Source organism: Lutibacter sp. (assembly GCF_013139515.1).
GTDB lineage: Bacteria > Bacteroidota > Bacteroidia > Flavobacteriales > Flavobacteriaceae > Lutibacter.
Genome location: NZ_WTAR01000013.1, coordinates 51,757 through 64,621 on the forward strand (window position 1 = coordinate 51,757; position 12,865 = coordinate 64,621).

Here is a 12,865-nt window from a genome sequence, read left to right on the forward strand (position 1 = left end):
CCGTAGTTAACTTACAATATTAAAAATAGCAGCGCCATAGATTGCAAAACGTGCAAATCTCAATAAACCAAATAGCAATACTCCTCTTAGTGGATATTTTATCATCCCGCCAGCTAAACAAGTTATTGAAAAAGGTATTGGAAGTAATGCTCCAACAGCAATTAAAAAACCTCCCCATTTACTTGTATTTTTTAAGTGTTTAGACATTTTATTCTCAAAATACCATTTAACCTTATCCATTTTCAAAACAGTTTTTCCTATAAAATAAGATAAAACACCGCCAACATAAGACAAACCTGCTAACAACATTAAATTAACTATCGGGTCATTCGTTTTTTTAGACCAAGCAATAAATATTTCTGGAGGAATTAACCCTAACAAAGTTTCTGAAGCAAAAAATATGGTGAGTATTTGAGAAGTTGCGTAGGTAGCTGTTATAGCATGTAAACCATCGTTAATATTGTAAACATACTCATTAAATAAAAATAATACTAAAATAAAAATAAAAATTGGTAGCAATGCTTTTTTTAAACTAGTACCAAGAAATGAATAAAAACCCGTATACGAATAATATTGATGAAGCAGTTCAAATTTGCTTTTCTTATATTTTTTTTTTGAATTATTCATTTACTTTTTTGGAGTTCTATTAACTAAGTTGCGAAAATAGTTGTTTTCTTACTTTAAAAAGAAACAAATTGTTACACAAGTAACATTTTTTAGAAAAATTTAACAAAATAGCAAAAGATTATGACTCCTTATCAATAATTGTTAGTGCCAAACGAATTTTAAAATACTCCATTTTTTCGTTTAAATACTCAAAATAAGGTTTTAAAGCTGGTGGGTTTTCTAATTTATCTTGTGCTTTTCTAACTGTCTCAACCTCTTCTTTTGTAACAAAATTATAAATATCAATATCCTCACCATCTGTAAATAATTTAGCCAAATGAGAAAAAATAGTAGTTGGTTTTAAATTTCTTTTTTTAGCAATTTCATCAATGGTTAAACCTTCTTTATACAATTCAAAAGTTACTTTATGAGTATCATTTTTTTTACGTTTATCAATTTTCTCATTAGAAAAGGAAACAATCTCAGCAATAAAGTCTTCGCCATAAACTTCTAATTTTCGTTGTCCAACACCACTTATTTCTAATAAATCGCTTTCACACATTGGTCTTGCTCTTTCCATTTCTTTTAATGTTGCATCATTAAATACCAAATACGCTGGTATATTTTCTGCTAAAGAAATTTCTTGACGTAGTTTTCTCAATCGTTCAAATAATGTATCCTTTTTAGGTTTTTTAGTTGTTGCTCCTTTTTGAGCTTTTACTTGTTCCTTAATTTCAACTGGACGTGTTAAACTCACTATTTCATTTTCAAACAATACTTTTTTAGAGAAATTGGTTAATTGCAAGGCATTATTTTTATGAAAAGCAATTTCACAATATCCTTGATTGGTTAACTGAATAATGTATTGCTGCCAGTCTCTCCAAGAAATATCTTTACCAATACCGTGAGATTTTAATTTATCATATCCCCTATCAATAACCATTGCATTATGTGCGCCTCTTAACACGTCAATCACTAGTCCTGCACCTTCCTTTTCTTTTAACCTAGTAATTACTGAAAGTGCTTTTTGAGCAATTACTGTTCCGTTAAAAAATTCTGGTGGGTTTTTACACACATCACAATTTCCACAGTTTTTAGCCAACAATTCTCCAAAATAACTCAATAAAATTTTCCTTCTACACGTAGTTGCTTCAGAAAACTGTTTCATACGTTCTAATTTTGCAATTTGAACTTCTTTATTACTTGCACCTTCAGTGAATTTACGGAGTTGAATCACATCAGAATAACTATGAAATAGCAATGCTTTTGACTCAATTCCATCTCTACCACTACGACCAATTTCTTGATAATAACCTTCAATATTTTTAGGCATATTATAATGAATTACCCAACGAACATTTGATTTATCTATTCCCATTCCAAATGCTACTGTTGCACAAACTACCTGAGTTTTATCGTAAATAAAATCCTCTTGAGTTTGTGTTCGTACTTCAAAACTTAAACCTGCGTGATACGATGCTGCCTTAATTCCGTTTTGTTGTAATTTTGAAGCCAACTGCTCTGTAGATTTTCTACTCAAACAATAAATAATACCTGATTCCTCAGGTTTTTCTCGAATAAATTTAAGCACTTGAACAATTCTATCATTTCCAGGCCGAACTTCTAACTCAATATTAGCCCTATCGAATGACGACAAAAATTGTGTGGCATTTGTAATATTTAACTGTTGAATAATATCTTGCCTTGTAGCTTTATCGGCTGTTGCAGTTAATGCAATAATTGGTGTATTTGGCAATATTTTTTTTAAAAACCCTAATTGCTGATATGATGGACGAAAATCGTGTCCCCAAGAAGAAATACAATGCGCTTCATCTATAGCAATACAACTAACATGAGTTTCATTTAAAATATTCTCTAATAATTGTAAACTCTCAGGCGCAACATAAAGTAATTTTATTTCTTTACGTATTACTTTATCAAAAATAGCTAGTTGTTCGCTTTTTTCTTGGCTACTATTATAAAAATCTGCAGAAATCCCGTTAGCGTTCATTCCATCAACCTGATCTTTCATTAATGCAATTAAAGGTGAAATTACCAACGTAATTCCCTCAAAAAGTAAAGATGGTAATTGAAAACACATAGATTTTCCACCACCTGTTGGCATAATTACTAAATTATCTTTTTTAGATAACACAGATTCAATAATTTCTTGCTGTTGTTCTCTAAAAGTATCGTACCCAAAGTACTTTTTTAATGTTGGAAATAATTTTTCTTGTGTTTCTTTTGATAGCATTAATTAATTATTTTGATAAAATAAAACCGCTCTAAAAAATAGAACGGTTTTAAATATAAAGTTTTGATTTTAAAAAAATCAAATTTATGTTGAATTATTTACATTGTTGCTTTATCAGCACAACATTCTTTTTTACAGTCTGCCGCACAAGCTATTTTAGTTTCCTCGCTTTTTTCTGCACAACATGCTTTTTTACAATCTGCTGCACATTCTTTCTTTTCTGCACCACTTTTATCAGCACAACAAGGCTTTGTACAATCTGCTGCACATTCTTTCTTTTCTGCACAACATGCTTTTTTACAATCAGCTTTACAAGCTGCTTTTTCTGCATCACTTTTATCAGCACAACAAGGTTTGTCTCCTTTACAAGATTTCTTGTCACAATCTTTTTTTGCAACTGCTTCAGTTGTTACACCATCTTTCCCTGCCTTTTTATCATCATTACAATTACAAGAACTTACTACAACAGCAAAAATTACTGCAAATACTACTACTACTTTTTTCATTTTTTTATTTATTGATTAGATTAAAATACGAGATTAAAATAGGTTCATGAGATATTTTAAAATGAACCAATTGCTAAAATACATTTTTTTTTGAAACCTCAAACAACTTAAAAACAAAGAAAATTGTGCTTACACTAAAATTATTTCAATTTAAACTTAAATGAACTTAAAATATTCCTGGTATCCCAGGAAGTTGACCTACTAAACCTAATGAAACTACACATACAATAAACATAGCTCCAGGAATGATTAGTCTTTCTTTTAATGTTAATTCTTTCGCTCGTTCACGATCTCCAATCAGTCCAAGATTATCTAGAAGCATCGTTAAAGCCCAACCAAATACTGGGTTTACAAAAGCACAAGCAAAAATACAAGTACCAGCACTTAATGAATCTTTATGCTTACGAACCATTTGCATTCCCGCTTCAAGTAAAGGTAAAAATACACCTACAATTAATGCAATTCTTAGCACAGGCTCCCACATCGCTAAATCCATTGGATAACCAAAAACAGCTGCTAATACGCAAAGTATTGCCGTAAGTATTGCTCCTCCTGGAATAGGCCGTTTTGCAATAGCCGCAGGAATCATATAAGTACCCCAAGATGAAGCTATATTACCGCCTCCAAGAAAAGCTCCAACCATTTGACGAATAGAAGCTACCGTCATAGTATCATCAACATCCATTAGAACATCTTTCGCTTTTTTAGGATAATTCAGTTCCTGAAATACACGGTGTCCTAAATAATCTGGAGACCACATAGCTACTGCAAGAATAGCAAAAGGGATAACCGCTACAAAGTGCCCAAAATCTGGCCAACCTAGCTGCCAACCAGTATTCTCACCCCACCACCACATCGGGTTCATATTAGGTAGACCTGGTTTCGTAGAAAATTCGAAATCAGCTCCCATTGAAAAAGCAATAATCCCTGCAAGTGCAGAACATAAAGGAATAGCTAACCAACGTTTATTTATACGCGCTAAATATGCATATATAAGTATGGTAACTCCAATAACTGCAAATGAAATAGTGCCAATATTAATACTTTCCGCCCAACTCTCTAGTTTGGTAATCTGATCAATAAGTCCAACAGCACCTAGATATATAAGAAGACCACCTCTAACACCTACTCCGGTTAATGTCATTAATTTAGAGCCTCCTTTAGTAATACTCAGCACAAGTCCAAACACACCTATTAAAATTCCTAAAGCGAGCGGATGCCCACCAGCTGCTGCAATAATAGGAATCAATGGAATCATAGGGCCGTGTGTACCTGCCAAATTAGCTCTTGGGTTAAGGATTGCTGAAAATAGAATTACAAAAATTCCGCCGGCAATAAGAAGTTCAAAACGAACATTCTCGGCAACAAATTCTGAAGATAGTCCAAATTGTGTTGCAAATGCAGCAACCATTGCAGTAACCATTACAACTTTACCAATTGTAGCAGCAAGAGCTGGCACAAAATCCTCTATTTCAACATGAAAATCTCTAAATGGTAAATGAATCCGCCAACGACGAAATTTCATAATTGATAATTCATGTTCTAAATATTCTTGCCTAGTTTTAAACTCACTAGCCTTTTTCCTTTTTTCTTTGTAAGAGGATTGATTTTCTTCTTTATCGCTCATTAATAGTATCCTTATGTTAACATTTACTTCTCACTCTTAACGCCTAAAGAGGGAATAATTTTGCGCGACAAATATACTACTTAAAGAAAGATTGTAATAAAAAAAACACATGGAATTGAAATTTAACTGTTTCAAGCTTATTTCTTTTATTTAACACCTTAAATAGGCTAATTTTTTATAATTAAACATACCTAAAAACAGATTGTACTATTTACTTAAAACAAGAACATCCGGCTTTCGCCGGATGTTCTTTAATTTAAATTTTAGTTAGTGTATTTTTTAATACGCATCATCGTGAACATTGGCTATTGCTCTCCCCGATGGATCATTCATGTTCTTAAAACTTTCATCCCATTCTAACGCAATTTTAGTACTACATGCTACAGATGCTTCTTGAGGCACACTCCAAGCTGCTGTATCTGAAGGAAAATGTTCTTTAAAAATTGAACGATAATAAAATTCTTCTTTATTTGTTGGTGTTTGAATTGGGAATTTATAGTTGGCATTTGCCAATTGTTCGTCGGTTACCTCTTTATCAACCACTTCTTTTAAAGTATCAATCCAGCTATATCCAACACCATCAGAAAATTGTTCTTTTTGTCTCCAAGTAACACTTTCAGGTAAATAGCTTTCAAAAGCTTTTCTTATCACCCATTTCTCCATACGCTCACCATTAATCATTTTATCTTGTGGATTAATTCTCATGGCTACATCCATAAATTCTTTATCTAAAAAAGGAACACGCCCTTCAATTCCCCAAGCGGCTAAACTTTTGTTTGCTCTTAAACAATCGTACATATGTAATTTACTTAGCTTACGAACTGTTTCTTCGTGAAATTCTTCAGCATTTGGTGCTTTATGAAAATATAAATAACCTCCAAATAACTCATCAGCTCCTTCACCTGAAAGCACCATTTTTACACCCATAGATTTAATAACTCTTGCCAATAAATACATTGGAGTTGACGCACGTATTGTTGTAATATCATACGTTTCTAAATTATAAATAACGTCACGTATAGCATCTAATCCTTCTTGAATAGTAAATTTAATTTCGTGGTGAACTGTACCAATATGATCTGCAACTAATTGCGCAGCAGCCAAATCTGGTGAACCTTCTAATCCAACTGAAAATGAATGTAATTGTGGCCACCAAGCACCTTTAGTATCGCCTGATTCTATTCTTTTTTCAGCATATTTTTTTGCAACGGCTGAAGTTACTGAAGAATCCAACCCTCCTGAAAGTAATACTCCGTAAGGGACATCAGACATTAATTGACGGTGAACGGCTGCTTCTAAAGCATCATGTAATTCATCAATACTTGTTTGGTTTTCTTTTACCGCTTTATAGTCCATCCAATCTCTACTGTACCATTTTGTTAGGACACCATCTTTACTAGATAAATAATGTCCTGGAGGAAATAACTCAATTTTTGTACAAACACCTTCTAATGCTTTTAATTCTGAAGCAACATAAAAAGTACCATTTCCATCCCATCCCATATATAATGGAATAATTCCCATATGATCACGTGCAATAAAATATTCATCTTTGGTAGCATCATATATAGCAAATCCAAAAATACCATTCATTTCATCAATAAAATCTGTACCTTTTTCTTTGTATAAAGCTAATATAACTTCACAATCAGACGCTGTTTGAAAATTATAAGTTCCTTCAAACTGCTTACGCAATTCTCTATGGTTATATATTTCACCATTTGCAGCTAACACCAATTTACCATCTTCACTAAATAAAGGTTGCTTACCAGAAACTGGATCAACAATTGATAATCTTTCGTGAGCTAAAATAGCCTTCTCATCAGCGTAAATCCCACTCCAATCCGGTCCACGGTGACGGATTTTTTTTGACATTTCTAATACTTGAGAACGTAATACATCGCTCTTTTCTTTTAAATCAAATGCACAAACTATTCCACACATGTTTTTTATTTTTATAATTAAATACAATGCAAATGTGATGTAATTGTTTCTATTCAAAAATAGAAACATCAATATTAATTACAAATTAAAACATATATGTTGTATTTTGTAATTTTATGTAATTAAAAGTTGGTATTTTAATTAAAATTGATTGATTTTTAAAATTTAAATAAATTTTTTGCGTCTTTTTAAATAAGATGAAGTCTTAGTAGTATAACTTTAAACCTATAATTATGAAAAATAATGAATGTACTTGCACTTGTGAATCTTGTGTTAACGGAAAATGTGAAAGTTGTACTTGTGAAAATTGTAGCTGTACCAATTGTAACTGTTAATATTTAAAACGCTATATTTAAGTATTAAATGTGGCGTTTTTTTTAAAATTTATATATGGAAACAGGTGCTATTTGGGATGAATTTTCAGAATCATTAAAACGTTTTATCTACAATCGTGTAAAAAATAATGAGGTTACAAATGATTTATTACAAGAAGTTTTTATTAAAATTCATTTAAATATTCATAAAATAAAAAAACAAGAAAGTATTAAATCTTGGATTTATACAATTACCAATAATACAATAAATGATTATTTTAAAAAGCAATCTAAACAACATAAATTAACTTCTGAAACAATAGAATTTAACAATAAAGTAGTTACTGAACATGCGGCTAAAGATTGTTTACTTCCGCTAATTAATAACTTGCCTTCAACTTATAAAGACGCTTTACTTTTAAGTGAAATTAATGGTTTAAAGCAAACTGAAGTTGCCAAAATTTTAAACATTTCGCTATCAGGTGCAAAATCTCGAATTCAACGAGGTAGAAATTTACTTAAAGAAGGGTTTATTGCTTGTTGTGATTATACATTAAATAAATCTGGATATTTGGTAGGTGAACATAAAGACAAAAAAGATTGCAAAGTTTGCTCAACTAATACATAAAACTACTACAAATTATACCCAATTGTAAACATCACTATTCTTGGTAAAATATATGTTTTAGTATCTGAAATTATATAGGAAGAAAAACTATTTTGATTTTTTAATTTTACATCAAATAAGTTTTGAGCATCTATTTTAAAGCTCCAAGCACTGTCTTCATTTTTATAAGAAAGTGTTGCGTTTGCTATTTGATACTTATTATTTTGGTTAAACGTTTTATTTTGATAATTATAACTTTCATAATCAAACGAAAAAATAAACCCTTCCAAAAAATCGTAATCTATGTTTACATACGGTTTATTAGTAGTGAATTTTGAAGTTTGATTACTTGATGTATAATTACCAATACCTTGTTCAAAACCAGCTTCAATAGTTGGGAATTTATCAAACATTGTTTTGGCAGAAAGTGTATAACTATAACTATTACTCTTATTTGTTACAAAAACCGAGTTTATATTTTGAAGGTATTTTGATGTTAACACATTTGTATTTAAACCATATTTAATATTTTTTATTTTTTTTGTCACATTTAAATTAAAATTCCAACGTTCTTCTGGATTATTGACTAATATTGGAGAAATAAATTGATTCGTTTCTTCAAATTGAACAGCATTTTGAATGCCTTTTACTTTTTTCGTGTAATTTACACCTCCAAAAAGCATTAACCCTCTATACAAACTAAACCTACTGTAATATACTCTTGCAGTATGATATAATTCATTCTCTAAATTTTCATTTCCTATATAAACTGAATTGTACGATTGTAAATAAAAACGATTTGCTAATTTTGAAGCATTTGAAAACGCACTTTTTAATTGATAATTTAATTTTAACTTTTTGGAATTACTAAATTTAATAGTCGCTAAAAAATCTGGTAAAATTACTATTTTATTCCTCTTTATAATCTGCTCTTGTTTTAAATTCCAATTATAATTATGTAAAAACGCACCTTGTTTCAATTCAAAAATACCTACTTTAAATTTATAATGTACCCCTAAAAATAAATCGTTGAGTTGATAATCTAACTCATTTCCAAAACCTGATGATGAAAAACTATTTTCAGTTCCGTCTTCTAATTGCTGACTATCATCTGTTGAAAAAGATTCATTAACATATTTATTTCCAATAGTTGTATAAATATGATTGAAATTATTTAATACCCAATAATGTTTAAAAATGGTATTAATTGAAGTGTTTTTTATTTCTTTTAGTTGTTTCAATTTGTAAGTATCTGAATCTTCAATAGGAATTAATCCTTGTAAAATTGCCTGATTTGTTTCCCAAAGTGTTGTCGGATTATTTTCATCAAAAGTAGCGCCTGCTGCAAAAGAAAATGTATGTTTTTTTGATAGTTTTTTATGCCATTCAATATTTTGATTTAAATAAGTTGCTTCGGTAAGATTTTCTGAAAAAATTGTTCTATAATCACTTTTAATACTTGAAATAATACCATTGCTTTTTAAGTTATCAGTTTTTTTAAATTGTGTTTTAAAATACCATTGCTCATTGGAAGTTGGTGTATACTCCAAATTAAATTTTCCAATACCTAAAATATTTCTACTGCTGGTTATATTTTCTTTTTCTTCGATAAATGCTGAATATTGATTTACAGATTCAATAAGCGTTTCATTTTTAGCATGTGAAAAAATAACATAGCCCGAAATATCTAATTTACTATTTACAACTTTTGTTATGTTTAAAGCTCCAAATTTATTAGTACTATTTACCAAATCTTGGGTTTCTAAAAATTGTGAGAAATCGCTTCCAGAAACATTATAAATTGAGCCATCACCTTTTAAAATAGCACTTACACCACCTTGAAAACTCATATAATCTTTAAACGTAAATGTTTTTTCTCCTGTATTGTTTAAATTACCAATAAAATTTACATTGGTTTTAGGGCTGTAATAAAACAAGTTGCTATGTGTTCTATAAAAATCTTCATTTCCTTTACCAACTTCAATATCTCCAAAGGCAAATTGTTTTTTGTCTTCTTTTAATAGAATATTCATTGCCATTTCGTCTGTATCGGATACGTTTTTTAAAAATGCAATTTCACTGTAATTGTCTATTACTTGTACTTTATCAATGGCATTTGCAGGTATATTTTCTACCGCCAATTTTGTTCCTCCTCCAAAAAACTTTTTACCTTCAACCAATAGCGTAGTTACTTTTTTACCTTGTACAGTAACGCCTCCATTTTTATCAACTTCAACACCTGGTAATTTTTTAAGTACATTTTTTAATTTGCGCTCTTCGCCAGTAACAAACTTATTGGTATTATAAGTTATGGTATCTTCTTTAACGGTTACAGGCATTTCAATTACAACTTCTTGTAATTGGTTTGGTGCCTCTTTTAGAATAATATGTTGTTGCGTATTTCCTTTAGCTGTAAACTTAAAACTAGTAGTTTTATACCCTAAATAACTAACCGAAATAGTATAATTTTCATTCTTTAATAGTTCTAATTTATAAAAACCTTCATCATCTGTAATAGCAAACTGTAAATTGTTAGAAACATCTGCGGGTTTGGCAATTACGTTTGCATAACTTAATGGATTTTGTAAACTATCGTTTACACTACCTTTTAAGGTAATAGTTTGGGCATTTGTAAAACAAATTCCAATTATAAAACATAGTAAAATAACAATTCTTTTTTTTAAAATCATATAATAATTTTAATCTCTCTAATTTACTTGTGGTTAAATTAATTTTTTATTGATTTTTTAAAATCTTCCATTGTTTTATTTCCAATTTCTTTAAATTGTTCTTTTGTTACACTTAAACCTTTATTAGGTCTATTAAAATTTATTTGTTTTTTGGGATTAAGTTCTATCTTGCTCATAATAAACTTAACTTTTCCAACTTCCAATTCTAAAACTAATCCTGGTAGACCTACATAACCCAAAGGACCAAATGGTACTGGAATATCCAATGAGAACCAAGCAATAGTTTCTGCATTTACGTTTTTACCTTTACTTTTCACTACTTCGGTAGTTATTGCCTTATAACAATTATAACCATTAATGTTTTTTATTTCCGAAGTAATTGTCCATTTTGGTTTCTTACCTTTTATTAAAAACAATTCACCGTAAGCTTCAACTGAAGTCAAGAATTCATTCTTCTCAAAATTTGAATAATAAATTCTACTTCCATATGGACCAATAGCAAAACCATAGTAAAAATCTTCTTCTAATTTTAAATTACTTTGTACACTAAACAATGATTCATTTGGTTTAAATCTCAATTCAAATCTCAACTCGTCAAGTATTTTTTTTGCTTCATTCTCTGTTTCCCAAATCTTATTATAAACTCTTCTATTTCTTTTATATAATGAATTTTCACTTGTGGTATCTAACAAATGATTAGAAAACTCCTTTTTGTAAGTTACCTTTCCAAAATAATTTTGTGCGCGCAAGGAACTACAACTAAATATTATTAATACTATTCCTATAAAAAAAAATCTCATTTTTATTTCTTTATTTTAATAATTTCTCTTCCTTAAATTTTAAAAAGGAAGAGAAATTCTCTTATTATTTAAAACTTACTCGTATAAACCATCTTCGAGCCCTCTATCACAACTATTCGCATATACTAATGTATAATAATATCTAGTTTCATCATCCCAACCAAATTCTGTTCCATGCTCCCAAGCTTCTTGAAGACATTGCTGATATGATTCTTTAGCATTCAATGATATAGCTCCAAATACTAATACTATACCTCAAATTATTTTTTTCATTTTAATAAAATTTAAATTAGTTACTAGCGCATAATTGCGCTTTATTATTTTGTAAATACTGTGAGGTTTATAATTTTTAGCCCTTCCTATATTCATTTGTAACCTGTTCAACTATATCTTTAAATTCTTCTAATGTAACTCGTTTCCCATTATTCGGTTTTTTAATCTCAAATCCTTCTTCTGGATTTAAAACAATTTTATTAAGCCTTATTGAAGCATTTTCATTTTCGAGCATAATAATTAAACCTGGTAAATTAGTATAATTCCCAATACTACCTTTTACAGGAATCTCTAAAGTATACCAACAAGTAATTAAATTTTTCTTAACCTCATTTAAAAAAGGGTTTTTCTTTTCATCAAAACTTGTAGCTTTATAACATAAAAACTTACCGATTTTTTTTGTTTCGTTATGCAATACCCATTTCTTGTTAAAATCACTTTTCACAATAAAATATTCTCCAAAACTTTCTTTTCTATTTAGAGTTTCATTTTCATTAATATTATAATAAAATTCTCCTTTTAAATTAATACCTAAACCAATTGCAGCTTTATAAAAATGTTTTGATTTTAACACCATATAATCTTTTACATAAAAAGATGATTCACTTCCCTTTACAAGTAATTCAAATTTAATTTCCTCTAATATATTATTAGATTGTTTCTCAATATTTTTTAGTATTTCGTTCTTTTGATTATTCTCTTCAGATTTTGAAATTATGGGCTTTTTTAAACTTTTTAAATAAATTGCCTTTAAACTAATATTTTGACAAAATAAATTTGAAGATATTAACAATAGAGCAATAAGACTGATTTTTTTCATAATTAAATTATGTATTTAGTAAGGGCAGATTAAACTGCCCTTTATTAATATATAAATCCTAAAAAAAGATTTAAAATTCTCATTGAACAAATCTGTTATCCAAATAATTCCTTCCCTAAACAATCATGTTCAGCTTCCATTGCAATATCAAATGCTAATTCCATATCAAGAGTAGCATTTGCCACAGCATACCAAACTATATCATAAACTTGAGAACAATCCACCTTGTTTACAATTTCTGCACTTTTTGTTTTATTTGTTATTGCAGAAAGATTTAACGTTGCAAAAACAAAAATTATTCCTAAAATTATTTTTTTCATTTTTATAAATTTTAAATTAGTTACTAGCGCATAATTGCGCTTTATTATTTTGTTTGTACTACGAGGTGTATTACTTTTGCAACACTTTCCTCTGTTTGTATTTA

At 29.3% G+C, this 12,865-nt stretch carries 11 protein-coding genes; 1 reads left to right on the top strand and 10 read right to left on the bottom strand.

Going from position 1 to position 12,865, the window contains the following annotated elements; all coding sequences use genetic code 11:
* Positions 1–6: 6 nt before the first annotated feature.
* From GQ540_RS01450 to asnB, 5 genes are all read right to left on the bottom strand, one after another.
* Complete coding sequence (locus tag GQ540_RS01450; RefSeq protein ID WP_291796249.1) at positions 7–627, bottom strand: short-chain dehydrogenase; 621 nt, start codon at positions 625–627, stop codon at positions 7–9.
* A gap of 118 nt (positions 628–745) precedes the next feature.
* Positions 746–2,860: a DNA helicase RecQ gene (gene recQ, locus GQ540_RS01455; protein WP_291796252.1), complete on the bottom strand. Its 2,115-nt coding sequence runs from the start codon at positions 2,858–2,860 to the stop codon at positions 746–748.
* Between the two features lie 98 nt (positions 2,861–2,958).
* The gene (locus tag GQ540_RS01460) at positions 2,959–3,366 is read right to left on the bottom strand and encodes a hypothetical protein (RefSeq protein ID WP_291796255.1); all 408 of its coding nucleotides are present in this window, start codon (positions 3,364–3,366) and stop codon (positions 2,959–2,961) included.
* Positions 3,367–3,532: 166 nt separating this feature from the next.
* Complete coding sequence (locus tag GQ540_RS01465; RefSeq protein ID WP_291796258.1) at positions 3,533–4,993, bottom strand: DUF3360 family protein; 1,461 nt, start codon at positions 4,991–4,993, stop codon at positions 3,533–3,535.
* A gap of 279 nt (positions 4,994–5,272) precedes the next feature.
* Complete coding sequence (asnB, locus tag GQ540_RS01470) at positions 5,273–6,937, bottom strand: asparagine synthase B (RefSeq protein WP_291796261.1); 1,665 nt, start codon at positions 6,935–6,937, stop codon at positions 5,273–5,275.
* A 390-nt stretch (positions 6,938–7,327) separates the two neighbouring features.
* Between asnB and sigZ the strand changes: the two genes are divergently transcribed.
* Positions 7,328–7,879 (top strand): RNA polymerase sigma factor SigZ, encoded by a 552-nt coding sequence (sigZ, locus tag GQ540_RS01475; RefSeq protein ID WP_291796264.1) that lies wholly within the window; start codon positions 7,328–7,330, stop codon positions 7,877–7,879.
* A 5-nt stretch (positions 7,880–7,884) separates the two neighbouring features.
* On the opposite strand, the gene GQ540_RS01480 is transcribed toward sigZ, so the two are convergent.
* The 5 genes from GQ540_RS01480 to GQ540_RS01500 all read right to left on the bottom strand — a co-directional run bounded on the left by GQ540_RS01480 (position 7,885) and on the right by GQ540_RS01500 (position 12,761).
* Positions 7,885–10,548, bottom strand: coding sequence for a TonB-dependent receptor (locus GQ540_RS01480; RefSeq protein WP_291796267.1), 2,664 nt, complete (start codon positions 10,546–10,548; stop codon positions 7,885–7,887).
* 38 nt (positions 10,549–10,586) lie between these two features.
* Positions 10,587–11,348 (bottom strand): GLPGLI family protein, encoded by a 762-nt coding sequence (locus GQ540_RS01485; protein ID WP_291796270.1) that lies wholly within the window; start codon positions 11,346–11,348, stop codon positions 10,587–10,589.
* Positions 11,349–11,423: 75 nt separating this feature from the next.
* Positions 11,424–11,573, bottom strand: a complete 150-nt coding sequence (locus GQ540_RS01490; RefSeq protein WP_291796273.1) for a hypothetical protein — start codon at positions 11,571–11,573, stop codon at positions 11,424–11,426.
* A 124-nt stretch (positions 11,574–11,697) separates the two neighbouring features.
* A complete protein-coding gene (locus tag GQ540_RS01495) occupies positions 11,698–12,441 on the bottom strand; it encodes a GLPGLI family protein (RefSeq protein WP_291796276.1) in 744 nt (247 codons plus the stop codon).
* Between the two features lie 95 nt (positions 12,442–12,536).
* The gene (locus GQ540_RS01500; RefSeq protein ID WP_291796279.1) at positions 12,537–12,761 is read right to left on the bottom strand and encodes a hypothetical protein; all 225 of its coding nucleotides are present in this window, start codon (positions 12,759–12,761) and stop codon (positions 12,537–12,539) included.
* Positions 12,762–12,865: the final 104 nt, after the last annotated feature.

Bases quoted from the DNA above. Each gene is read 5' to 3' on its own strand.
- GQ540_RS01450 (WP_291796249.1), bottom strand. From the start codon at position 627: ATGAATAATTCAAAAAAAAAATATAAGAAAAGCAAATTTGAACTGCTT.
- recQ (WP_291796252.1), bottom strand. From the start codon at position 2,860: ATGCTATCAAAAGAAACACAAGAAAAATTATTTCCAACATTAAAAAAG.
- GQ540_RS01460 (WP_291796255.1), bottom strand. From the start codon at position 3,366: ATGAAAAAAGTAGTAGTAGTATTTGCAGTAATTTTTGCTGTTGTAGTA.
- GQ540_RS01465 (WP_291796258.1), bottom strand. From the start codon at position 4,993: ATGAGCGATAAAGAAGAAAATCAATCCTCTTACAAAGAAAAAAGGAAA.
- asnB (WP_291796261.1), bottom strand. From the start codon at position 6,937: ATGTGTGGAATAGTTTGTGCATTTGATTTAAAAGAAAAGAGCGATGTA.
- sigZ (WP_291796264.1), top strand. From the start codon at position 7,328: ATGGAAACAGGTGCTATTTGGGATGAATTTTCAGAATCATTAAAACGT.
- GQ540_RS01480 (WP_291796267.1), bottom strand. From the start codon at position 10,548: ATGATTTTAAAAAAAAGAATTGTTATTTTACTATGTTTTATAATTGGA.
- GQ540_RS01485 (WP_291796270.1), bottom strand. From the start codon at position 11,348: ATGAGATTTTTTTTTATAGGAATAGTATTAATAATATTTAGTTGTAGT.
- GQ540_RS01495 (WP_291796276.1), bottom strand. From the start codon at position 12,441: ATGAAAAAAATCAGTCTTATTGCTCTATTGTTAATATCTTCAAATTTA.
- GQ540_RS01500 (WP_291796279.1), bottom strand. From the start codon at position 12,761: ATGAAAAAAATAATTTTAGGAATAATTTTTGTTTTTGCAACGTTAAAT.